25 protein-coding genes are annotated in these 22,717 nt (G+C 70.7%); 13 read left to right on the top strand and 12 right to left on the bottom strand.

Going from position 1 to position 22,717, the window contains the following annotated elements; translation table 11 throughout:
* The first annotated feature begins 121 nt into the window (after positions 1-121).
* From BN1193_RS13095 to BN1193_RS13060, 8 genes are all read left to right on the top strand, one after another.
* Positions 122-1,921, top strand: a complete 1,800-nt coding sequence (locus tag BN1193_RS13095) for an FAD-dependent oxidoreductase (protein ID WP_040167247.1) — start codon at positions 122-124, stop codon at positions 1,919-1,921.
* A 147-nt stretch (positions 1,922-2,068) separates the two neighbouring features.
* Complete coding sequence (locus BN1193_RS13090; protein WP_040167245.1) at positions 2,069-3,145, top strand: maleylacetate reductase; 1,077 nt, start codon at positions 2,069-2,071, stop codon at positions 3,143-3,145.
* Positions 3,145-4,065: a dioxygenase family protein gene (locus BN1193_RS13085; RefSeq protein WP_052460763.1), complete on the top strand. Its 921-nt coding sequence runs from the start codon at positions 3,145-3,147 to the stop codon at positions 4,063-4,065. The genes BN1193_RS13090 and BN1193_RS13085 overlap by 1 nt, the downstream gene beginning before the upstream one ends.
* Positions 4,065-5,387 carry an ABC transporter substrate-binding protein gene (locus BN1193_RS13080; RefSeq protein WP_052460762.1) on the top strand — a complete coding sequence of 441 codons (1,323 nt, stop codon included), beginning with the start codon at positions 4,065-4,067 and terminating at the stop codon, positions 5,385-5,387. The genes BN1193_RS13085 and BN1193_RS13080 overlap by 1 nt, the downstream gene beginning before the upstream one ends.
* Positions 5,384-6,142, top strand: coding sequence for an ABC transporter ATP-binding protein (locus tag BN1193_RS13075; RefSeq protein WP_094770503.1), 759 nt, complete (start codon positions 5,384-5,386; stop codon positions 6,140-6,142). Before BN1193_RS13080 ends, BN1193_RS13075 begins: the two co-directional genes overlap by 4 nt.
* Positions 6,129-6,815 (top strand): ABC transporter ATP-binding protein, encoded by a 687-nt coding sequence (locus tag BN1193_RS13070; protein ID WP_040167243.1) that lies wholly within the window; start codon positions 6,129-6,131, stop codon positions 6,813-6,815. Before BN1193_RS13075 ends, BN1193_RS13070 begins: the two co-directional genes overlap by 14 nt.
* A 1-nt stretch (position 6,816) precedes the next feature.
* Complete coding sequence (locus tag BN1193_RS13065) at positions 6,817-7,686, top strand: branched-chain amino acid ABC transporter permease (protein ID WP_040167240.1); 870 nt, start codon at positions 6,817-6,819, stop codon at positions 7,684-7,686.
* A complete protein-coding gene (locus tag BN1193_RS13060) occupies positions 7,683-8,696 on the top strand; it encodes a branched-chain amino acid ABC transporter permease (RefSeq protein WP_040167239.1) in 1,014 nt (337 codons plus the stop codon). The genes BN1193_RS13065 and BN1193_RS13060 overlap by 4 nt, the downstream gene beginning before the upstream one ends.
* Positions 8,697-8,940: 244 nt before the next feature.
* Here BN1193_RS13060 and BN1193_RS13055 read toward each other — a convergent pair whose 3' ends face one another.
* Complete coding sequence (locus BN1193_RS13055) at positions 8,941-9,348, bottom strand: DUF1761 domain-containing protein (RefSeq protein WP_040167238.1); 408 nt, start codon at positions 9,346-9,348, stop codon at positions 8,941-8,943.
* A gap of 72 nt (positions 9,349-9,420) precedes the next feature.
* Here BN1193_RS13055 and BN1193_RS13050 point away from each other — a divergent pair, with 72 nt between their 5' ends.
* Positions 9,421-10,056, top strand: a complete 636-nt coding sequence (locus tag BN1193_RS13050; protein ID WP_040167237.1) for a winged helix-turn-helix transcriptional regulator — start codon at positions 9,421-9,423, stop codon at positions 10,054-10,056.
* Positions 10,057-10,201: 145 nt separating this feature from the next.
* Here BN1193_RS13050 and BN1193_RS13045 read toward each other — a convergent pair whose 3' ends face one another.
* Positions 10,202-10,768, bottom strand: a complete 567-nt coding sequence (locus tag BN1193_RS13045) for a YdeI/OmpD-associated family protein (RefSeq protein WP_040167233.1) — start codon at positions 10,766-10,768, stop codon at positions 10,202-10,204.
* 109 nt (positions 10,769-10,877) lie between these two features.
* Between BN1193_RS13045 and BN1193_RS13040 the strand changes: the two genes are divergently transcribed.
* A complete protein-coding gene (locus BN1193_RS13040; RefSeq protein WP_040167231.1) occupies positions 10,878-11,849 on the top strand; it encodes an SDR family NAD(P)-dependent oxidoreductase in 972 nt (323 codons plus the stop codon).
* A 49-nt stretch (positions 11,850-11,898) separates the two neighbouring features.
* Positions 11,899-12,837, top strand: coding sequence for a nucleoside hydrolase (locus BN1193_RS13035; RefSeq protein WP_040167230.1), 939 nt, complete (start codon positions 11,899-11,901; stop codon positions 12,835-12,837).
* 18 nt (positions 12,838-12,855) lie between these two features.
* On the opposite strand, the gene BN1193_RS13030 is transcribed toward BN1193_RS13035, so the two are convergent.
* The 6 genes from BN1193_RS13030 to BN1193_RS13005 form a co-directional block, all read right to left on the bottom strand.
* Positions 12,856-13,461 (bottom strand): metal-dependent transcriptional regulator, encoded by a 606-nt coding sequence (locus BN1193_RS13030; protein ID WP_040167229.1) that lies wholly within the window; start codon positions 13,459-13,461, stop codon positions 12,856-12,858.
* A 31-nt stretch (positions 13,462-13,492) separates the two neighbouring features.
* Entirely contained in the window at positions 13,493-14,710 is a 1,218-nt protein-coding gene (locus tag BN1193_RS13025) for a Dyp-type peroxidase (RefSeq protein WP_040167227.1), read from the bottom strand.
* Positions 14,710-15,231: a copper chaperone PCu(A)C gene (locus BN1193_RS13020; protein ID WP_052460761.1), complete on the bottom strand. Its 522-nt coding sequence runs from the start codon at positions 15,229-15,231 to the stop codon at positions 14,710-14,712. The genes BN1193_RS13025 and BN1193_RS13020 overlap by 1 nt, the downstream gene beginning before the upstream one ends.
* A gap of 67 nt (positions 15,232-15,298) precedes the next feature.
* Positions 15,299-15,886 carry a copper resistance CopC family protein gene (locus BN1193_RS13015; RefSeq protein ID WP_052460760.1) on the bottom strand — a complete coding sequence of 196 codons (588 nt, stop codon included), beginning with the start codon at positions 15,884-15,886 and terminating at the stop codon, positions 15,299-15,301.
* Positions 15,887-16,077: 191 nt separating this feature from the next.
* Entirely contained in the window at positions 16,078-16,692 is a 615-nt protein-coding gene (locus BN1193_RS13010) for a hypothetical protein (protein ID WP_040167225.1), read from the bottom strand.
* 43 nt (positions 16,693-16,735) lie between these two features.
* The gene (locus BN1193_RS13005; protein WP_040167224.1) at positions 16,736-17,956 is read right to left on the bottom strand and encodes an Nramp family divalent metal transporter; all 1,221 of its coding nucleotides are present in this window, start codon (positions 17,954-17,956) and stop codon (positions 16,736-16,738) included.
* 119 nt (positions 17,957-18,075) lie between these two features.
* On the opposite strand from BN1193_RS13005, the gene BN1193_RS13000 reads away from it, so the two are divergent.
* Complete coding sequence (locus tag BN1193_RS13000) at positions 18,076-18,702, top strand: TrmH family RNA methyltransferase (RefSeq protein ID WP_040168308.1); 627 nt, start codon at positions 18,076-18,078, stop codon at positions 18,700-18,702.
* On the opposite strand, the gene BN1193_RS12995 is transcribed toward BN1193_RS13000, so the two are convergent.
* The 4 genes from BN1193_RS12995 to BN1193_RS12980 form a co-directional block, all read right to left on the bottom strand.
* On the bottom strand, positions 18,693-19,259 hold the full coding sequence (locus BN1193_RS12995) for a TetR/AcrR family transcriptional regulator (protein ID WP_040167222.1): 567 nt from the start codon (positions 19,257-19,259) through the stop codon (positions 18,693-18,695). The two genes, BN1193_RS13000 and BN1193_RS12995, sit on opposite strands and share 10 nt — an antisense overlap.
* Before the next feature lies 1 nt (position 19,260).
* Entirely contained in the window at positions 19,261-20,052 is a 792-nt protein-coding gene (locus BN1193_RS12990) for an alpha/beta fold hydrolase (RefSeq protein WP_040167221.1), read from the bottom strand.
* Positions 20,053-20,152: 100 nt separating this feature from the next.
* Positions 20,153-20,662: a hypothetical protein gene (locus BN1193_RS12985; protein ID WP_040167220.1), complete on the bottom strand. Its 510-nt coding sequence runs from the start codon at positions 20,660-20,662 to the stop codon at positions 20,153-20,155.
* Between the two features lie 61 nt (positions 20,663-20,723).
* Positions 20,724-22,040: an MATE family efflux transporter gene (locus BN1193_RS12980; RefSeq protein WP_040167218.1), complete on the bottom strand. Its 1,317-nt coding sequence runs from the start codon at positions 22,038-22,040 to the stop codon at positions 20,724-20,726.
* Between the two features lie 112 nt (positions 22,041-22,152).
* Between BN1193_RS12980 and BN1193_RS12975 the strand changes: the two genes are divergently transcribed.
* A complete protein-coding gene (locus BN1193_RS12975; RefSeq protein WP_040167215.1) occupies positions 22,153-22,716 on the top strand; it encodes a PadR family transcriptional regulator in 564 nt (187 codons plus the stop codon).
* Position 22,717: the final 1 nt, after the last annotated feature.

Below are 22,717 nucleotides of genomic sequence, written 5' to 3'. Positions count from 1 at the left end.
CCCCGCTTGTCGGTTTCGGACAGCGGCTGTTTCATCTCCGCCACGCGCCGTCGCAGACGCGCCGCGTGAGCCATTCTCGCTCCACGCCCACCGACGACGGTGGCCGGAACGAGGAGCACCAATGGCGGAGTTCAACGATGGCATCGCAGCCACCGCGCTGCCCACGGACGGCGTGGTGGAGACCGACGTCCTGATCGTGGGATCGGGGCCGAGTGGATCGGCGGCGGCACTCGCCCTGTCCACGTACGGCATCCCCAACGTGATGATCACGAAGTACCGCTGGACGGCCAACACCCCGCGGGCGCACATCACGAACCAGCGGGCGATGGAATTCTTCCGGGACATGGGCGTCGAGGACGAGGTCAACGCCCTCGCCACGCCGCACCACCTGATCGGGGACACGGTCTTCTGCTCGTCGATCGCCGGCGAGGAGTTCGGCCGAATCCTGACATGGGGGACGAGCCCGGCTCGGCACGCGGACTATGAGGCGGCCTCCCCGACGCTCAACTGCGACATCCCGCAGAACTACCTGGAGCCGATCCTCACCCGCAACGCCACGATGCGGGGGACGCAGACGCGGTTCTCCAGCGAGTACGTCTCGCACGTGCAGGATGCCGACGGCGTCACCACGACCGTGCTCGACCGCGTCACCGGCCGCACGTACGAGGTGCGCTCGAAGTACCTGATCGGCGCCGACGGGGCCCGCTCGAAGGTCGCGGCCGACATCGGACTGCCCTTCGAGGGCGCGATGGACATCGCCGGGTCCATGAACATCACGTTCCGGGCCGACCTGGAAGCTCTCGTGGGCCACCGCCCGTCGGTTCTGTACTGGGTGATCCAGCCGGGCGCGAACGTCGGGGGCATCGGGGCGGGCCTGGTCCGCATGGTCCGGCCGTGGAAGGAATGGCTGATCGTCTGGGGTTACGACATCACGCAGCCGCCGCCGTCGATCGACGATGAAGCCGCGCGGGAAGTGGTCTACCAGCTGCTGGGCACCCGCGACATCGACGTCGAGATCACCGGCACCTCGCTCTGGGGCAACAACGAGATGTTCGCCACCGAACTGAGTCGGGGGCGCGTCTACTGCGTCGGCGACGCGATCCACCGCCACCCGCCGTCGAACGGGCTCGGCTCGAACACGTCGATCCAGGACTCCTACAACCTGGCGTGGAAGCTCGCCGCCGTGCTGCGCGGGCAGGCGGGCCCGGAGCTGCTGGACACGTTCACGACCGAACGTGCGCCGGTCGCGCGGCAGATCGTGACGCGTGCGAACAAGTCCTCGCGCGAGTTCGCCGGTTTCTTCGACGCCCTCGGGGTGACGGACGCGGCGGACGAGGCCGGCATGGTCGCCGCGATCGCGGAGCGGAAGCTGCCCACCGCGGCCGGTGCCGCCCGCCGCGCGGCCCTCGGCGAGGCGATGGAGCTGAAGGACTACGAGTTCAACGCCCACGGCGTCGAGCTCGGCCAGTTCTACACGTCCAGCGCCGTGGTGTCCGACGGGTCCTCTCGCTCGGAGCCGACCCGCGACCCGGAGCTGTACTACCAGGCCTCCACCGTGCCGGGTTCGCCGTTGCCGCACGCCTGGGTCGGGGACAACGCGCACCGGGTCTCGACGCTGGACCTCGCGCCATCCACGCGCTTCACGCTGTTCACCGGGATCTCGGGTCAGGCGTGGGCGGACGCCGCCCCGGCGGTCGCGGCGAAGCTCGGCATCGACCTCGGTGCCGTGGTCATCGGTCCGGGTCGTGAGACCGAGGACCTCTACTTCGACTGGGCGCGACGCCGGGAGGTCGGCGAGGACGGTGTCGTCCTGGTCCGTCCGGACAAGATCATCGCCTGGCGCTCGCAGGGACTCGTCGAAGACCCCGAAGCCGCGCTCACCGAGGCTCTCACACGGGTACTGAGCCGGTCCGCCGGCTGAAGGGGACTGACATGGGAAGCCGTGCCAGTTCCGCATGGACGCAGGAATCGAGCCGGTCCGCCGGCTGAAAGCGACTGACATGGGAAGCCGTGCCATCTCCGAATGGACGCAGGAATCGGGCCGGTCCGCCGGCTGAAAGGGACAGAAATGGGAATCACATTCACCCACACCACGCTCGGCCAGCGCGTGCTGTTCGGCACCGGGGACGCCGTCGCGAACGTCGCCACCGCCGTCGGGGACCTCGACGCCGCACGTGTGCTCATCATCGCGGACGCCTTCGCGAAAGAACTCGCCGACGAGATCGCCGACCGGCTGACCGTCGTGGCCCGCATCGATGACGTGGTCCAGCACGTCCCGATCGAGCGAGCGGACGCCGCCGAGAAGATCGCAGCCGACGCCGACGTGGACGCCATCGTGTCCATCGGCGGCGGGTCAGCGACCGGACTGGCGAAGATCGTCGCGCTGCGCACCGGCGTGCCCATCGTCGCCGTGCCGACCACGTTCGCGGGCTCGGAGGCGACGAACGTCTGGGGCCTGACGGAGGGCAACCGCAAGACGACCGGGTCGGATGACCGCGTGCTACCCCACACCGTGGTCTACGACGCCGCGCTGAGCGCCGGAATGCCGGCGCACGCAGCGGTGGCATCCGGCCTCAACGCGGTCGCGCACGCCGTCGACGGCTTCTGGGCACCGCGCGCCGATCCGATCAACGCCGCGCTGGGAACCGAGGGCCTGCGCGCCCTCGCGCCCGGGCTGCGCGCCCTCGTCGCGGACGGCGAAGACATCGACGCCCGCGAGCGCGTGCTCTACGGGGCCTACCTCGCCGCCGTCGCGTTCGCCTCGGCCGGATCCGGCATGCATCACAAGATCTGCCACGTGCTCGGCGGGGCGTACGGGCTGCCGCACGCCGAGATGCACGCGGTGGTCCTGCCGTACGTCGTCGCCTTCAACGCGCCGGCGGCACCCGAGGCGGCCGCCCGCATCTCGGACGTGCTCGACGGCGCTCCGGCGGCCGAGGGGCTCTGGCAGCTCGGCCGCGACCTCGGTTCGCCGGTGGCCCTGCGCGACCTCGGTTTCGACGACGCCGACATCCCGGAGGCTGCGCGTCTGTGCGCGGAGGCGATTCCCGCCTCGAACCCGCGACCGGTGAGCGTCGCTGAGCTTGAGGCGCTGCTGCGGGCGGCCTGGGCCGGCACCCCGGTGGCACGAACGGAGGAATCCTGATGACCCACACGATCTCGGCGGAGCAGTCCGCCCGCGAACAGGAGCTGATCGAGACGGTGGTGGCCTCGTTCGAGGGCGCGACCGATGACCGGCTGCGCGTGCTGATGCAGGCGCTCGTGCGCCACCTCCACGCCTTCATCCGGGAGGTGCGACTGACCGAGGAGGAATGGAATGCGGCCATCGCATTCCTCACGCAGGCGGGGCACATCACCGACGACCGACGACAGGAGTTCATCCTCCTCTCGGACGTGCTGGGCGCGTCCATGCAGGTCGTCGCGGTGAACAACGAGGCCTACGGTGACGCGACGGAGGCGACCGTGTTCGGACCGTTCTTCGTCAACGACGCCCCGCTGATCGCCTCCGGCGAGGACATGGCCTTCGGCGCCACCGGCGAAGCCGCCTGGGTGGAGGGCACGGTCCATGACACCGACGGCAACCCGATTCCGGGGGCCCGCATCGAGGTGTGGGAAGCCGACGAGGACGGCTTCTACGACGTCCAGTACACGGACGGACGCACCGCCGCTCGCGCGCACCTGTTCAGCGAGGCCGACGGCGGCTACCGGTTCTGGGGCCTCACCCCGACGCCCTACCCGATCCCGCATGACGGACCCGTCGGCGCGATGCTCGAGGCCGTCGGACGCTCGCCGATGCGCGCGTCGCATCTGCACTTCATGGTCACCGCCCCCGGGTTCCGGACGCTCGTGACGCACATCTTCGTCAACGGCTGCGACTACCTCGAACGCGATTCGGTGTTCGGCGTGAAGGAGTCGCTGATCAAGGAATTCACCCGACACGCGGCCGCCGAGCCCACCCCGGACGGCCGCGACACGGCCGGCGCGGAGTGGACCAGCGCGCGGTTCGACATCGTGCTCGCTCCGGCCGCGGACGAGCAGCACCCGGAGTCAAAGGAGACCCCCTGATGAACGCACGCAAGACACCCCGGCGACGGATCGCGCTCGCGGTCCTGACCGCCACCGCCCTGCTCGCCACGGGGTGCAGCGCCGGCCTCGGCGGAAGCAGTGGCTCCGGTGGCTCCGGCGGCGAGGGCGCACCCATCCGCATCGGCTACGTGACCCCGCAGACCGGTGCGCTGGCGCTGTTCGGAGAGGCGGACTCCTACGTCCTGGACGCCATGAAGACGTACTTCGGCAAGCATCCCGTGACCCTCGCGGACGGCACCACGCACCCCGTTGAGATCATCGCCAAGGACACCCAGTCCGACGCCGTGCGCGCCGCCGATGTCGCCAACGAGCTCATCCTGCAGGACGACGTGGACCTCATCCTGGTCTCTTCGACGCCGGACACGGTCAACCCGGTGTCGGATCAGTGCGAGGCCAACAAGGTCGTCTGCATCTCCACCGTCGCCCCCTGGCAGGCCTACTTCTTCGGCCGCGGCGGGGACGCGAAGACGGGCTTCAAATACACGTACCACTTCTTCTGGGGGCTCGAGGACGCGCAGGCGGTCTACAGCGACATCTGGACGAAGACCGCCGGGGCGAAGGCCAGCGTCGGCCTGCTGCTGCCGAACGACCCGGACGGCAACGCCTGGGCGGACCCGAAGACCGGCTTCCCGCCGTTCATCACCGGGGAGGGCCGCACGGTGACCGATCCGGGGCGGTACGAGAACGGCACGACGGATTTCTCGGCGCAGATCGCGCAGTACAAGAAGGCCGGCGACGACATCCTCACTGCCATCCCGATCCCGCCGGATTTCACCACGTTCTGGCAGCAGGCGGTGCAGCAGGGGTACAAGCCGAAGACCGCCACCGTGGCCAAGGCGATCCTGTTCCCGGCCGCCGTCGAAGCGCTCGGGAAGCTGGGGAACAACCTGTCCACCGAGGTGTGGTGGCACCCGACGGTCCCGTTCTCCAGCTCGCTGACCGGGCAGAGCGCCCAGCAGCTGGCGTCCGACTTCGAGAAGACGACCAAGAAGCAGTGGACGCAGCCTCTCGGATTCGCCGAGGCCCTCTTCGAAGTGGCCGTCGCGGCCCTCGAGAAGACGAAGACGGTGGACGGGGACGGGATCTCCGCGGCCTTGAAGACGCTCAAAGTCGACACCGTCGTCGGCACGGTCGACTTCGGCCATGGTCCCGTGCCGGGCGTCGCGAAGACGCCGCTCACCGGCGGACAGTGGCGACTGCGTCCGGACGGCGGTTACGACCTCGTCATCGTCTCCAATCCGGGACATCCGGAGATCCCGACCGGCGGCAGCCCGGAACCGATCGACTGGTCGGGCAAGTGAGCACGGCCCTGCTCGAAACGAGGAGCCTCGGTCGCTCCTTCGGCAAGCTCGAGGTGCTGTCCGGGCTCGACTTCCGAGTCGAGCAGGGCGAGGTGCTCGGCATCATCGGACCCAATGGCGCCGGCAAATCGACGCTGCTGGCGGTGCTCGGCGGGAGCGTCCCGCCGAGCACCGGCTCGGTGCACTACGGCGGGGAGGACGTCACGCGCCGGCCCGCGCACTGGCGAGCCCGGCACGGGATCGCGACGAGCTACCAGGTGCCGCGTCCGTTCCTGGGCATGACCGTGCTGGAGAACCTCCTCGTGGGCGCGCGCTTCGGCGCCGGGCTCCGTGGTGCGGAGGCGACCGCGTCCGCCGTCCGGGCTCTGGAACTGACGAACCTGACGCCGCAGGCCGACGCCCTCGCCGGGTCGCTGCGCCTGCTGGATCGCAAGCGGCTGGAGGTGGCCCGGGCGCTCGCCGCTCGACCGCGCGTGCTGCTGCTGGACGAGGTCGCGGGGGGCCTCACCGAACAGGAGCTGCCGCCGCTGATCGACCTGGTCAGAACGGTCCGGGATTCCGGGGTCACGGTGGTCTGGATCGAGCACGTGGTGCACGCGCTCACTGCGGTCGCCTCCCGCCTGATGTGTCTGACCTACGGACGGCTCATCGCGGACGGCGCACCGGAGGACGTGCTCGCCTCGCCCGAGGTCCGCGCGATCTACCTCGGCATCGAACCCGAACTGGGGGAGGGGGACGCTCATGCTGACGCTTGAGGACGTGCACGTGTCGTACGGGCAGCTGCCGGCGGTCCGGGGCGTGTCACTGGAGGTGCCGAGTGGGGGAGTGCTCGCGGTCATCGGCGCGAACGGGGCCGGCAAGTCCACGCTGCTGAAGGCCATCGCCGGGCAGCTCCCGCTGCGCTCGGGCCGGATCCTCCTGGACGGTGCGGACATCAGCGGCTTGCCCGCGCACGTTCGGGTCCGCCGTGGGGTCGCCCTCGTGCCGGAGGGGCGGCGCCTGTTCAAATCCCTCACCGTCGAGGAGAACCTGCTGACCGCGCTGGCCTCGCGGCGCACCGGCCCGTGGGACCTGGAGGCGGTCTACGAGCTGCTGCCGATCGTCGCCGAGCGGCGTGATCGTATCGCCGGAGATCTTTCCGGCGGGGAGGCGCAGGCGACCGCGATCGCCCGGGCACTCGTGACCAACCCGCTCGTGCTCCTCCTGGACGAGGTGAGCCTCGGGCTCGCTCCCGTCGTGGTGGGGCAGATCTACGCGGGCCTGCCCGCGATCCGCAGCCAGGGCACCGCGGTGCTGCTGGTCGAGCAGGACGTGCGCCAGGCGACCTCCGCGTCGCCGGATGTGCACTGCCTGTTGCAGGGACGAACCTCACTCGCCGGGCGGGACCTCCCCCTGGACGAGATCACCGACGCATATTTCGGGGCCTGACATGGACGTTGTGTACGCGATCATCCAGGGCATTCTCCTCGGCGGGCTGTACGCCCTCTTCGCCGCGGGACTGTCATTCATGTTCGGGGTCATGCGCCTGGTGAACCTCGCCCACGGTGCCCTCGCCGTGCTCGCGGCGTACGGCGCGCTGCTGCTCGTCCGGCAGGGTGTGCCTTCGCCGCTGCTCGCCCTGGTGGTGGTGGTGCCGGCGATGGCGCTGCTCGGCTACGTGCTGCAGCGGACCGTGCTGCAGCGGACGCTGTCCGACTCACCACTGCCCTCGCTCCTGGTGACGTTCGGGCTTGCGGTCATCATCGAGAACGTGTTGCTGGTGACGCAGTCCGCCAACCAGCAGCGCCTGTCGGTCGGAGCGCTGGACACCGCATCCATTCCCCTGTTCGGCGGCCTGAGCATCGGGGTGTTCCCACTGCTCGTGCTGGTCTTCGCCGTCCTGGCGCTCGGCGGTCTGTCGCTGCTGCTGCGCCGGAGCGCGTTCGGCCGGCAGGTGCGCGCGGTCAGCGATGACCCGGGAACGGTCTCGCTCGTGGGGGCGAACCCGAAGCACGTGTACGCCGTCGCCGCGGCGATCGCGTTCGGGCTCGTCGCGGTCGCCGGTGTCGCCGGGGGTGTGCAGTCCGGGTTCAATCCCACCTCGGGCGGCATGCTCCTGATCTTCGCGTTCGAGGCCGTCATCATCGGCGGGTTGGGGAGCCTGTGGGGCACCCTGCTCGGATCCGTGATCCTGGGTGTCGTGCAGACCCTGGCGGCACGCGTGGATTCCACGCTGTTCCAGCTGGCCGGGCACATCGTGTTCCTGGTCTTCCTCATCCTGCTGCCGCAGGGACTGATTCGACGGAAGGTGCGTCAGTGAACACTCCTCCGGTGCGCGTCGCGCGCTTCTCCCGCACCTCGGTGATCGGCGTCGCGGTCGCTCTCGTGGCCGTCCTCGTGCTGGTCGTGATGCCGTACTACGTGCCGCTCGGCGCGAGTCGGCAGGTCACCAGCCTGTTCATCTACATCGTGCTGGCGACATCGTGGAACCTGCTCGCCGGCTTCGGCGGCATGGTCTCGATCGGACAGCAGGCCTATATCGGGCTGGGCGCGTACGGCCTGGTGACGCTCGTGTCGCTGGTCGGCGTCGAGCACCTGCTCGCGATCCCGCTGGCCGCGATCGGCTGCGCGATCGTCGCCGTGCCGATCTCGTACGCGGCGTTCCGATTGACCGGAGGCTATTTCGCCGTCGGGACGTGGGTGATCGCGGAAGTCGCACGCCTGCTCATCATCCGGGTTCCGGCGCTCGGTGGCGGGTCCGGCATGTCCGTGCCGCCGATGGCGGGCGTCGATCGCGACCTGCAGATCGCGATCGGCTACTGGGCGGCGCTCGCGGTCGCCGTCGTGACGGTCATGATCGTCGTGCTGGTGGTCCGATCCCGGCTCGGGCTCGCCCTCACCGCGGTGCGCGACGAGCCGGTGGCCGCGGCGACCAGCGGGGTCGATGTGGTGCGGGCCAAGCGCATCGTGTTCGTCCTCGCCGCCGCGTGCGCCGGTGCGGGTGGAGCGCTGCTGGCGACCTCCACGCTCACCGTGCAGCCCTCGTCCGTGTTCTCGGTGAACTGGACAGCGACGATGATCTTCATCGTCGTGATCGGTGGCGTCGGCTCGATCGAGGGACCCATCATCGGCGCGGTCGTGTACTGGGGGCTGCAGGTGCTGCTGGCCGACTACGGGGAGCTGTACCTGATCGGCCTCGGCGTGCTCGCGATCGTCATCGTGCTGTGGGTGCCCGGAGGTATCTGGGGTCTCATCACTCGCCGTCGGCGCGTGTCCGTCTTCCCGGTCTCCTACCGCCTCGTCCCGGCGAAGACCGTCCCGGCGGACTGACCCGGCGGACGGACCCGGCGCGGGCTCTGTGTCGGGTGCAGGCGGTTGTGCAGGACCGGATGGGGCCCGATCCGCAGAATGCCGCGGGCGAGCGTCCTGCGCAACTACTGAGCGTCCTGCGCAACCGGACGGATCCTGCAGAATGCCGCGGGCGAGCGTCCTGCGCAACTACTGAGCGTCCTGCGCAACCGGACGGATCCTGCAGAACCCGGGGCCGGGGGGACGGGCGGTGGGGTGGGGGTGACTAGAACAGGCCCAAGACCAGCGTGATCGCCAGGAACAGTGCCAGTTGATAGCCGGTGTTGATGATCGTCAGCTTCAGGGGCTTCTGCTCGAACGAGTTGTGCTGGAGAAGGGTGGAGGCGGAAAGGGCCAGCCATGCGCCGGCCCCGACCGCCAGGGCCATCCATACCGAGTGGTTTCCTGTCGCCGCGGACGTGAGCCCGACGGCGAGCGCGAGCCCGATGGTGGTCGCGGCGTTGGAGACGGCGAGGACGACGAGGTTCCGTGTTCGGACCGGCTTGCTCTTCTCCGGCGTGATACCGGTGAGCGCTTCCCACGCATCTGCGATGGCCCCCTTCGAGTACCAGGCCATCGCGACGACCATCCCCGCGACGAACGCGACGAGCACCCCGATCCAGCTGATGTCCATGCCCCAAACCTTCCTGACGGCCCGGACTCGGTGAGTCCTGGCGACAACGAGATGCGGTTGATATAATCAAGCGTGGTTGACAATGTCAATGCTCCGTCGCGGCGTTCCTATGGCCAGTTCTGTGGCTTGGCACGCGCGCTCGACGTCGTCGGAGATCGCTGGAACCTTCTGATCGTGCGCGAGCTGCTGCCCGGACCTCTGCGATACGGCGAGCTGAAAGCATCCCTGCCGGGGGTGGCGAGCAACCTCCTGGCCGAACGACTGCGGACGATGGAGGAGACCGGCGTCGTGGAACGAGCGCTCGGAGGTGCAGGCGTCCTCTACGGACTGACGCGATGGGGCGCGGAACTGAAAGAACCGATGGAGGCCCTGGGTCGCTGGGGCGTTCCCCTGCTGGCCGAGGGTCGGGGTGATGACGAGTTCCGCCCGCGTTGGCTGACTCTCGCCCTACCCGCCATCCTCCACGGTCGAACGGCAACGCCGGCCGTCGAGGTCGGTTTTGACGTCGAGGGTCTGCTCATCGTGCTCCGCATCGACGAGGATGGCCCGAGCGCACGCATCGGTGACGAGAATCGCCCGGACACCGTACTGGTGGCCGACGCGGAGACCGTCGTCGGCCTCGTCGCCGGCGCGCTCACCGTCGACCAAGCCATCGATGCGGGAGAACTCCGCGGAGACCCGGCCCCCCTTCGGCAAGCGTTCGCCTGAGCCGCCACCTCGACGGCAGGGGCCTGGGGCGGCGAGAGGCGTCAGTCGTCCTTGCGTCCGCGGTTGCGGTACAGGCGCCAGATGGTGACGACCAGCGTGGTGCCGATGATGAGGGCCATCACCGCGAACATCAGGTCGCGTTCGGTCATACGGCTCGTTCTCCTCGGACTGCGGCGGCGGCGATCTGCTCGATCCGGCGGGCGACGGTGGGGGCGGTCTTGGCCATGGCGATGTGCGTCAGGGCGAGTTTGCGCACGCTGGGGGAGAAGGAGTCCCAGGTCGCTCGCGCGCGCGGGTCCGCGTCGAGCGCGGCGGCCAGGTCGTCCGGGACGATCCCGGCCTCCGGACCCTCCAGGACGGTCCACATGCCGTTCGCCTTCGCCGCATCGATGAGCGCCTGTCCGGCCGCTGTCATGCGTCCGTCCGCGAGCAGGCGCTCGACCCGGGCCTTGTTCGATGCCGCCCAGGCGCTGCGCGGCGAACGCGGCGCGAACCACAGACGGGACGCGCCGTCCTCCGGTTTCGCGACGCCGTCGATCCAGCCGAAGCAGAGCGCCTCCTCGACGAGCTGGTCGTAGAGGGATCCGCGGGTGGTGCCGGCGGGAAGGACGACCCATGCCCCGGTCGAGTCCGCACCGTGGGTGCTCAGCCACTGCCGCCACTGCGCGGCCCCGTGCACGGTCACGCGTTCGGCGTCCTCGAGCTTGCCCATGTCGGTCCTCCACCGGTCGTGGCCCTCAGCATAGGCGGCGGGCCGTCGGACCGGCGCGGCACGCGGAGCGGACACCGCGGAGGCCGGGCACGCGGGCTAGATTTGAAGGGTGGGGAGCAGCGCAGGAGCGTGGGACGACGAAGACCTTCCGGATCAGACGGGCCGGGTCTTCCTCATCACCGGCGCCACGGCCGGCCTCGGATACTTCGCCAGCGAGCAGCTCGCCCGCGCCGGCGCTCACGTGATCCTCTCCGGTCGCAACCCCAATCGGCTGCAGGCCGCCCGCGCCGCACTTCTGCGCCGTGTGACGAACGCCTCGACCGAGTCCATCCTGCTCGATGTCACCAAGAGCGGATCTATCCGGTCGGCGGCTGCGACGCTGCGATCACGGGATCGGCTGGACGGCGTGATCCTCAACGCCGGACTCGTCCACCCGCCCCAGCGGCGGCAGTCGGCCGAGGGGCACGAGCTCGTCCTGCAGACCAATGTGCTCGGTCACTTCGCTCTCGCCGGTGAGCTGCTGCCCGCGCTGGCGAAGACCGCGAAGCGGCGACCCGGTGCCCGCATGGTGTGGCTCGGCTCGGTCGCGGTCGCCTCGTGGCGTTCCACCGAACTCGCGCCCGAGCTGGAGTCCGGCTATTCCGTCCACCGCGCATACGTGCAGTCGAAGTTCCTGACGCAGGCGCTCGCCGCCGAGGCCGACCGTCGGCTGCGGGAGGCGGGCAACCCGGTCGGCAGCGTGCTCGCGCACCCGGGCTACTCGCTGGGCGGTCGCTCGCCCGGCGTTCGCGGAGTGAACGAACCGGGTCGGCTGAAGCGCTTCCTGGACAACCTGCAGACGCCCATCGCGCAGTCCAAGGAGCTCGGTGCCGCAGCGGAAGTCCGGGCCCTGATCGATCCGTCGGTGCAGTCGGGTGACATGGTCGGCCCGCTCGCCGGTTTTCGCGGAACGCCACGGGTCACCGCCCGCGGCGAGCGCAACCGCATCACCCGCATCAGCGAGCAGCCGGAGGTCGGCGCGCAGGCATGGGAGTTCTGCGCCGAAGCCACCCGCACCGTCTGGCCGTTCACGAAGTTCTGAAGCCTCCATCGCGGACCGCGTCCGCCCCAGCGGGTGAGAGGATCGAAGGATGCATGCCATCCCCGTGATCATCGACTGCGACCCCGGCCACGACGACGCGTTCGCGCTCTGGCTGGCGCTGGGCTCGGACGCACTGGACGTGCGGGCGGTGACGGCCGTGGGCGGCAACGTCGATCTCGCGCACACCGCGAACAACGCCCGCGTCGTGCTGTCGGTCGCCGGTGTCTCGGACATCCCGGTGGCCGCCGGAGCGGCCGGCCCCCTGGCGCGCGTGCTGGAGACGGCCGAGGGGATCCACGGCGCCAACGGTCTGGGCGGACCGGCCGTGCTGCCCGAGCCGACGTTCGCGCTGGAGGAGCGGGACGCGCAGACCCTGTTCGCGGATGTCCTGACCGCGGCGGAAGAGCCGGTCGCGATCATCGCCACCGGACCGATCACGAACGTCGCGATCCTGCTGCGCGACCGTCCGGACCTGCACGAGCGCATCCGCGAGATCGTCTGGATGGGCGGTTCCACCGAGCGCGGCAACTACACCCCGTACGCCGAGTTCAACTCCTGGGTCGACCCGGAGGCCGTGGACATCGTCGTCCGCTCCGGCATCCGGTTCACGATGGTCGGACTGAACATCACCCACCAGGCACTGCTGACCCCGGCCGTGCGCGAGCGGATCGTGGCGATCGGCAACGAGACCGCGCGCTTCAGCGACGAGCTGATGGAATTCTTCTGCCGCACGAACGATGAGATGTTCGGGATGCCCGACGGCCCGTTGCACGACCCCGTCGCCGTCGCCGTGCTCGCCGCGCCGGAGACGGTCACGAGCCGCCATGTGCGGATGGACGTGGAGCTCGTCGGCACCGAGACGCGGGGCGTGACCAGCGTGGATCTGCACGGCGTGACCGGCCGGGAACCCAACGTCCACGTCGCGATGGACCTTGACGTCGACGCGTTCTGGGACGCCGTGGTCGCCGCCGTCTCGCGCCTGGCGTGAAGCCCGGGGTGCGCGAGGTCAGACCGAGAGGTAGAGCGCGGCTTCGGCGCCCGGAGGGACCGGCGTCGAGCCGACCGTGACCGTGGTCCCGACGGACAGTCCGGCATCGTCCAGGGCACGCAGCAGCTCCGGATCGCGGTCGCTGACGCGGACCACGCGGCCGGTGTGACCGGGCGCGGCCTCCGCGAGCAGGACGAACGGGACGCGTTCGATCGTCCCGTCGGCGTCCGGGATCGCGTCGCCGTGCGGATCGTGGCGGGGATGGCGGAGCTGGGCGTCGATGGAGGCCAGCAGGCGGTCGCTGACGGCGTGCTCGAGGACCTCCGCCTCGTCATGCACCTCGTCCCAGCTGTACGCGTGCGTGCGCACCAGCCACGTCTCGATGAGGCGGTGACGGCGGACCATCTCCACCGCACGACGCTCCCCGGCGGCGGTGAGGTGGATCGCACCGTAAGGCACATGCGCGACCAGGCCGGACGCGGCGAGCTTCTTGACCATCTCCGTCACGCTGGAGGGGGCCACCCCGAGCGCGGTGGCGAGCCCGGACGGCGTGATCGGCGTCGGTTGCCATTCGGTGTGCGCGTAGATCGTCTTCAGATAGTCGTCGACCGCGGGAGAGGGCACCCCACCAGGGTAGTCGCCCGCGGCCGACGACTCATCCCAGGAGCGTCTCGCCGATGAATCCGCCGGCCAGGCAGCCGGGCGGGATGGCGAACACGGCCGAGCCGATGGGCGTCGTCCACCGGTTGAGCAGATCCAGCTCGTCCAGCCGTCGCTGCACGGGTGTGAACTGCGCATCGACGTCGGCCTGGAACGACGCGAACAGCAGTCCGGACGAGGACACGCCACCGCCCGTCGGGCGCTCGTCATAGTTGTATGCCCGACGGAGCATACGCTGGGTGGCGTCGTCGCTGCGCGCGCGGCGCAGATGGGAGAACTCCGGGATCACGGGGAACCCGACCGCCGTGGTGGCGGCGAAGTCGGGCTCGTCGTGCTCGCGGACACCGGTCAGCGGTGCCCCCGAGGCCAGGAACCGGCCGGCGGCCTGCTCGCGACCGCCCCGGTCGAGTACATCCCAGGTGTCCAGGTTCATCTCGATCCGGCGGAGCACGAAACCGGTGCCGCCGCTCAGCCACCCCTGCGTGCTCCACACCACGCGGTCGAAGTCGACGGTGCCCGGGCGGGGGTTCGCCGTACCGTCGATCTGTCCGAACAGGTTCCGCATCGTGGTCCCGGACGCCTCGCTGCCGCGCGCTCGCCGGAAGCCGCTCTGCGTCCACCGCACGGCGGCGAAGCTGCGGGCGTCCTTCAGCAGCATGCGCACCGTGTGAGCGACGGTGAGCGGATCATCGGCGCAGACCTGCAGCAGCAGGTCCCCGTCGCTGAACTCCGGCCGCAGGCGGTCGACCGCGAACGCCGGCAACGGGGCGAGCCAGGCCGGCGCCGACCCACCGGCGCGGGCGACGAACGCCGGGCCGAAACCGAACGTGACGGTCAGGCGTGCGGGGGCGAGGGCGAGCTCCGGCTCCGAATCGGCCAGGGCCGGCTCACCGGCCGTGAGTCGGACGGCGTCGTCGGTGAGGATGCGCATGAGTCGAGCCAGGGCGGAGCGGTCGACGTCGGCGCGCAGGTCCAACCCGATCAGGGTCGCGTGCGCCTGCGGGGCGGTGGCGATCCCGGCCTGGTGCACGCCGTGGAAGGGAACCGTGTCCGCACCGTGCACTTCTTCGGTGGGGGTCGGGTCCGGGGACCCGGCGGCCCGGAGTGCGGTGTCGAGTCCGATGGCGGTCGCCGCGCCGACACCGGCGACAGCCCCTCCGAGGAGGAACTGTCGCCGGGTCGCCCCCCGCCGTGTGATGCGGGGAGCGGACATCAGTGCCCCGATCCGTGCGATGGCTCGCCGGTGCCCTCGTACTGCTCATTGCCGCCGGCGTAGTCCTTCACCGGCGCGCGGACCTCGACCGGCTCGCCGCCGTCCAGCGTGAGCGTGATGGTCACCTCATCTCCCGCGACGAGCGCGGAGGTCAGCCCCATCAGCATGATGTGGTTTCCGCCCGGCTCGAGCGGGAAGGTGCCGTGGGCGGGCACGACGAATCCGTCCTTCACCTCGGACATCACCATCTCTCCCGCTGCGTTCGCGGTCGTCTGGTGCAACTGCGTCGACGTCGATGCGGGTGTCGACGCGGCCGTGACCCGGATGTCCGCGTCGGTGTCGTTGTGGAGCACACCGAAGGCGGCGGTCATCTCGGACGCCCCGGCGGCCTTCGCCCAGGCGTCGCTGACGGTGAGGCTCGCGGGTGCCGCGGTGGCGGCCGGCGCCGCGGCCGCACAACCCGCGAGCGCGATCCCGACCAGTGCCGTCAGGGCGACGGCGGCGATGCGTCCGGGCCTCATCGCTCCTCTCCGTTCCGGGGAGCGCGGACATCGGCCGTGCGGCGACGACGCAGTGTGAGGACGAGGATCAGCACGAGCACGGCGATCGTCGCGCCCGCTCCGCCCACGAGGAACAGTCGTCCGGTGTCCGCGTCGCTCGCCGCCGCGGCGGCCGCCGCGGTCGAGGTCGGGGTGGCGGTGGCCGGGTGGGTGGTGGGTGTCGGTGCAACGGCGGTTTCGCCGACCGTGAACGGGACGATGCCACTGATCGGATGACCGGGTGGGTGGTGGGTGTCGGTGCAACGGCGGTTTCGCCGACCGTGAACGGGACGATGCCACTGATCGGATGACCGTCGCTGGAGACCACGCGCCAGCGGATCTCGTACGACCCGTCGGCCATGTCGGACACCGGGACGGTCACGACGTTGCCGTTGAGCTCGGGTTCGCCGGAGGCGTGGTCGGTCTGTGCGGAATCGACCACGAGCACTGCGAGACCGGTGGGCAGGAGGTCCGCGGAGAAGTCGAGCTCGACCTGTTCCGGCGGCGTCTTCAGGTGGGTGTCGGGGGCGGGGGAGGAGGAGGTGAGCTCGTCGTGGGCCTGAGCTGCGGTGGGGACCGCGAACACGGCCACGGCTGCCACCACGGTGGCGGCCAGGAGAATGCGGAAACGGGACATGGGGAAAAGAACCTCTCAGACGGCGCAGGGCGCCGGGGCGTCGACCGGAGCGGTCGATGTTGCGATGAGCACCGGTGTGGAACCGGTGGAGCCGGCCCATCAGCGACGGGCGGGCGTCGGCGCCGGGGCGTCGACGGGCGCGCCCGTGGTCCATCCGCGCACGGGTGATGTCGGAGGTCCGGACGCGCGACTCAGATCGCGGAGGTCAGCGGTGGTCCACGGCGGCGCACGTGGTGAAGCACGAGCGCGGTGCGGACCGGAAGGATGCGGGGCAGCGGCGGTGTGCGGCGAACCGGACCGCGCGCGGCCTGTGAGCCGACCGCGAGCGCAAGACGGCGGCGCACCGCGGCGACGAGCTCCGCGGTGACGCGGGCGATCGCGGCCAATGCGCGCTCGCCGCGATGGAGGGCCGCGATCGTGAGCAGCGCGGCCACGGCGTGACCGCCCCACATGATCGGCCCGGGGGATGCCGCGCCGGTCGGCACGGCGACCGAGATCGCGGTCATCATCGCGGCGTGGTCGTGTCCGAGCGTCGTCTCCGCCCCGGGGCTCCGCGCGGCGCCGAGCACGAAGAGCAGGTGGAACAGCGCTTGGCTGAGCGTCACAGCGATCGCCAGGCGAGGCAGGGACAGCCGACGACCGGCCAGCAGGGTGCACACGGTGAGGGAGAGAATCGCCGGGACCGCGATGCCGAGCCAGGAGGGTACCGCGCCGCCCGCGGTGACGTGCGAGACCAGCGCCACGAACGTCGCGACGCTCGCCGCGGCCGAGCCGCGCGCGAGCCGAACGTTCCGGGACCGGCGCATGCCCCCAGTCAACCAGGTCGACCGGCCGGCGGCGAACCCGCGTTCACGCGCCCGTGAACAGCATCCAGAGCAGGGCGGCGTTCAGGGTGATCAGAGCGCCCGCGACGGCGACGCCGAGCACGGTCGTGCGTCGTCGGTTCCGGAACGCGCCGAGGGTGTCGCGCCGTGCGGTGAGCCATACGAGCGGGACCACGGCGAAGGGGATGCCGAAGGACAGCACCACTTGGCTGAGGACCAGGGCCGCCGTGGGGTCGACCCCGAGCGCGAGCACGATCAATGCCGGGAGGATGGTGATGACGCGACGCAGCATCGTCGGGATGCGCCGATGCAGCAGACCGGACATCACCTCGGCGCCGGCGTACGCGCCCACGGAGGTCGACGCCAGTCCGGACGCCAGCAGGCCGACTGCGAACAGCGCCGCGACGACCGGGCCGAGGTGCTGTGCGATCGCGCCATGCGCGCCTTCGATGGTGTCGGTGCCCGTCACGCCGACCAGGTTCTGCGCCGCCAGCAGCAGCATCCCGAGGTTCACGGTGCCCGCGATCGCCATCGCCAGCGAGACGTCCCACCGCGTCGCGCGCAGCAGGCGAGGGGTGCTGGGGCGGTTCGGATCGCGGACGTCGAAGCGGTCACGCACGAGGGCGGAATGCGCGTAGATGGCGTGCGGCATCACGGTGGCGCCGAGGATGGACGCGGCCAGCAGCACTGAGCCGCTGTCCTGGAAGCGTGGGAGGAGTCCGTCCAGGACCGAACGAGGCGATGGCGGAGCGAGCACGACACCGGCCAGGAACCCGATCGCGATGATCAGGACGAGCGCGATCATCACCCGCTGGAACGGCACGATGCCGCGCCGGCCGTGCAGCGCGAGCAGCAGCATCGAGACGACGCCGGTGATCGCGCCGCCGAGCACGAGGGGGACGTCGAACAGGAGGTGCAGCGCGATCGCGCCGCCGATGACTTCGGCGACGTCGGTCGCCATCACGACGAGTTCGGCCTGCAGCCAATAGGCGACGCGGACGCCCGGCCGGCCGATCCGGGTCCCGAGCAGCTCGGGAAGGCTGCGCCCGGTGACGATGCCGAGTTTCGCGGAGAGGTACTGCACCAGCCACGCCATCAGGTTGCCGAGCACCACGACCCAGACCAGCAGGAACCCGTACGCGGCCCCCGCGGACATGTTGGACGCGACGTTGCCGGGGTCGAGATACGCGATGCCCGCGACGAGGGCCGGGCCGAGCAGCCACCGCGACGTCCGACTTTTCGGCATGCCGAAATCATAGCGACTTTTCGGTCCACCTAAAACAGTCGTGAACGCGATGACCGCATCGCGTGGGGCGGAGATCCCCGCGTCCTGGCGGGAGGCCTCCGGCTGGGTAGCCTGGGGTGGTGAGTGAGGCAGCTAGCGAGACGCCGGAATGGACCACCTGGGGTGTCGGCCCGTGGCCGGGGGACTGGCCGGAGGGGGAGCAGTACGACCCGGACCTCCTGCGCGACGGCGACACCCGGAACGTCATCGACCGCTACCGGTACTGGACCATGGCGGCCATCGTCGCGGACCTCGATCAGCGCCGGCACCCGTTCCATGTCGCGATCGAGAACTGGCAGCACGACATGAACATCGGCTCGATCGTGCGCAGCGCCAACGCGTTCCTCGCCGACACCGTGCACATCATCGGACGCCGCCGCTGGAACCGTCGCGGCGCGATGGTGACGGACCGGTACCAGCACGTCGTTCACCACGCCACGGTGGAGGAGTTCCTGGCCTGGGCGAAGGACGCGCAGCTGCCGGTGCTGGCGATCGACAACGTCGGCGACGCGCAACCGGTCGATCGGGCCGAGCTGCCCGAGCGGTGCGTCCTGCTGTTCGGTCAGGAGGGTCCCGGGCTCTCGCCGGAAGCGCTGGCCGGATCCGACGGTTCCATCGAGATCACCCAGTACGGCTCCACGCGCTCCATCAACGCCAGCGCGGCCGCGGCCGTCGTGATGTACGAGTGGTGCCGCCGTCACGCGTGAGCGGTGCGCGGCAGAGCCGTGATCAGCCCGTCGACGAGCATCGCGAAGGTCGCATCCGTTGACAGGGGCAGGCCGAACCCACCGCGCCGTTCCAGATCGACGAAGCCGTGCAGAGCGGAGCGCAGCAGCCGTATCGCGTGCAGGGCGGCGTCGCCGCTGAGGTGCAGTCCCGCCAACGGGCCGGCGATGGCCGCCAGCAGCGCGTCCGCGGAGACCTCCGCGGCGCTGTCCGGAGCCGGAGCGGTCAGCAGCAGTTCGTAGCGTCCGGGGTGCGCCAGAGCCCAGGCTCGGTACGCGTGCGCCGCGGCGCGCACGGCCGGTGCGCCGTCCAGGTCGCCCGTGGCGGCGAGGATCGTGGCGGCCAGTTCATCTGCGGCCGCCGCGGAGACGAGGTCGCGCAGTGCCGGCAGGCCGGGCACGTGCTTGTACAGGCTCGGTGTCGCGATACCGAACACCGCGGCCACGCGGGCCAGGGACAGCGCATCCAGGCCGTCCTGGTCGACGAGCTCCGACGCCGCGGCGACGACACGGTCCGACGTGACTCCGGCGCGGGGCACGTCAGGCTGCCAGGAACGCGGCGACGCGGGTGGCGACGGCGTCCGGCGCCTCGAGCATGGGGGCGTGTCCGACTTCCGGCACCAGCATCACCTCAGCGCCGATCGTCTGTGCGATCCACGCGGCCTCCGCGGCGGGGTCCGGCCAGTCCGGGTCCGCCGTGCCCATCACGATGAGCGCCGGAGCGGTGATCTTCGCCAGCCAGGGGGCGAGCACGGAATGATCGGCGCCCGCCACCGTCGCGCGGAACGCGTGCCACCGTCCGTCGGTCAGATTCGCGGTCACGCGTGCGGCTCGTGCGCGGCGGTCCGCTTCCGGCAGACCCGGCCAGAGGGACGCGGCGAACGAGCGCCAGACGCCGGGGCCCCACGGCCGAAGCAGGGCCACCGTCATCAGGGCCGCGGACAGCTTCGACCCGCCGTTGCGCAGAAACGGTCCGCACAGCACGAGCCGGTCGACGCGCTGCGGTGTCCGCCCGGCGACGAGCGCAGCGGCGCCGGCGCTCATCGACGCACCGACCAGCACCGCCGATTCAGCGCCCAGCTCGTCCATCACGGCGACGAGGTCGTCGGCGGTGGCCTCGTCGCCGTACCGGGTGAAGGTCGCATCGCTGTCGCCGTGGCCGCGGAGATCGACGGTCACCACCCGGTGCCCGGCCGCAGCCAGTCGGTCCGCCAGGGGGTGGAATGCGTCGCGCTCGTCGCCCATCCCCGGCGAGCAGATCACGAGGGGACCGTCGCCGCGCACGTCGTACGCGAGCCGTCCGTTGTCCGTGGCGAGGAATCGTGTGTCCATGCACGTAAAGCTAAGCTCATTAGCTTTACGTGTCAACCGGGTGTGCGGACGCGGCGTGGGCGATGAGGAGCGCGCCCTCGCGCGACCGCCGGGTGCCGGGTCAGCCGGCGGTGCCGATGCGGGCTGCGACCAGCGCCTCCGCATCGACGGTGAGATCGAGCGTGACGGTGGGGCCGCCGTCGTACGTCAGTGTGACCGGGGTGGGTTTGGCCTCCGGACTCGTGGCGCACGCCACCGCCGTCTCCGTCGCCTTCCCGCCCACGGTGAGGGTCGCCGTCAGATGCACGACGCCGTTGCCCGCGCAGATCAGATCCACGCGCCACGCGCCGTCCGGCTGCGTCAGACTGACCTGCTCCGGATGGCCCGTCTCCAGGACCTCCGATTTCACGGAGTCCCCCTGCTGACCCGCTCCCAGGGCGGTCCGCGCCCAACCGTCGGCGTCGAACTGGCCGAGCGGGAGCGGCGTCGCGGAGGTGATGTCCGGCGCTGCGGTCGCGGACGTGGTGCCCGCGACGGTCGGGTCCGACACGGTCTCGTCGTCACCTCCGGCGCTGCAGCCGGTGAGAAGCAGCGCGACGGCGAGGCTGGACAGCACGATCGGGCGACGCATGGGGCAACCGTATCCGCCCGCGGCGTGCGCTCCGGCTCGACCCGCCCGGGGCGCGGGATCCTCAGGCCGGGATGTCCATCCAGGCGCTGCCCCGGATGCGCCATCCGAGCGTCAGCAGGCGCGCGATCATGTAGACGCCGAAGAAGCACACCGCGACCCAGGCCAATCCGGCCGATCCGGTGACTCCGGACCACACCACGATCAGCAGAGCTGGAATCGTCGGCACGAGGTTCAGCCCTCCGGCGATCGCCAGATATCGCGCGTCACCGGCGCCGATGAGCACCCCGTCCAGGACGAACACGACGGCGGCGATCGGCTGCGCCACCGCGAGGATGATGAGGGCCGGGACGATGAGGCGGGCCAGCCTCGCGTCCCCGGTGAAGGCCAGGCCGATGACGGGGGAGAGCGCGCCGATGGCCACGCCGACGATCACGCCGAACCACAGTCCCCACGCCAGGGTGCGCCGCAGGACGCGCAGCACGGTGCCCCGATCGTCGGCTCCGAGCCCCTTGCCGACGAGCGCCTGCGCCGCGATCGCGAGAGCGTCCAGGGCGAACGCGGCCGTCGAGAAGATGGTGAAGACCACCTGGTACCCGGCGAGTTCTTCGGTGCCGAGGGAGGTCGCCACCGCGACGGTGAGCAGGAATGCCAGGCGCAGGCTCGCGGTGCGCAGGAACATCCATCCTCCCGAGCGCGCGGACCCCCGCACGCCGTCGCGCTGCGGGCGCCGACTCGCACCGTGGCGCCGGGCGAGTGCGGCGACGATGATGACGTACGCGACGACCATGCTCCACTGCGCGACGACCGTGCCGAACGCCGAGCCGCCGATGCCCCAGCCGAAGCCGTAGATGAACAGCCAGTTCAGCAGCGCGTTCGCCGTGAACCCGCCCCCGGCGATCCAGAGCGGGGTCACGGTGTCCTGGAGACCGCGCAGCATGCCGGTCGCGGCGAACACGATGAGCATCGCCGGCAGCCCCCACATGGACAGCCCGAGGTACGCGCGCGCCTGCGCGGCGACGTCGTCGGCGGGGTTGAACAGCGCCACGAGCCAGGGCGTCAGCATGTAGCCGACCAGACCCAGGACGGCGCCGATGCCGAGGGCCAGCCACATGCCGTCGATGCCCACGGACACCGCGCCGCGGACGTCGCCGGCGCCGAACCGGCGTGCCACGGCGGGCGTGGTCGAGTACGCCAGGAAGATCATCAGCCCGACGATCGTCTGCAGGATCGCGGAGGCGATCCCCAGCCCGGCGAGGGGCGTGGTTCCCAGGTGCCCCACCAGAATCGAGTCGACGATGAGGAACACCGGTTCCGCGAGCAACGACCCGAGCGCGGGCAGCGCCAGCTTGAGGATGTCGCGGTTCAGGACGTCGGGCACTCCCCGAGCCTATGGCGAGTCCGCGAGGTCGCTGAGAGGCTCGCTCGGGCGGTGGTGGAGCGATGGATCACGATATATCGTTGACCATCGCTCAGGACCTGAGGAGGCCATCATGAACGGATCGTTCCCCGCCGGCTCCGGTGCCGGCTCCCCCTTCGGCGGCTCGGGAATGCCCGGCTCGCTGTGGGAGGTCATGGACCAGTTGCGCACCGCTTTCGACCGCAAGCCGACCCCGCGGATGAACCGCGGTGACGTCCGCGCCTCGGTTCTCGGCCTGCTCGCCGAGAAGCCGATGCACGGCTACCAGATCATCCAGGAGATCGAGGAGCGCAGCGGAGGGACCTGGAAGCCGAGCGCCGGCTCGGTGTATCCCACGCTGCAGCTGCTCGCGGACGAAGGACTCGTCGAGACCGAGGAGTCCGGCGGTCGCAAGGTCTACTCGCTGACGGAGGCGGGCCGGGCGGCGGCGCAGGATTCCGATTCCGACGAGGCGCCGTGGGAGACCGCGGGTCGTCGGGACGGTGCTCGCCCCGGTGAACTGACCAAGGCCGCGGCGGAGCTCGCGCACGCCGTCGCCCAGATCGGGCGTTCGGGCAGCTCCGATCAGGTCGCCGCTGCGAGCAAGCTGCTGGAGGAGACCAAGCGGAAGATCTACGGCATGCTCGCCGAAGGCTGAT

Source organism: Microbacterium gorillae, assembly GCF_000826185.2.
Classification (GTDB): Bacteria; Actinomycetota; Actinomycetes; order Actinomycetales; family Microbacteriaceae; genus Microbacterium; species Microbacterium gorillae.
Note: the sequence above shows the minus strand (reverse complement) of the source record. Positions and strands in the feature narration are given on the sequence as shown.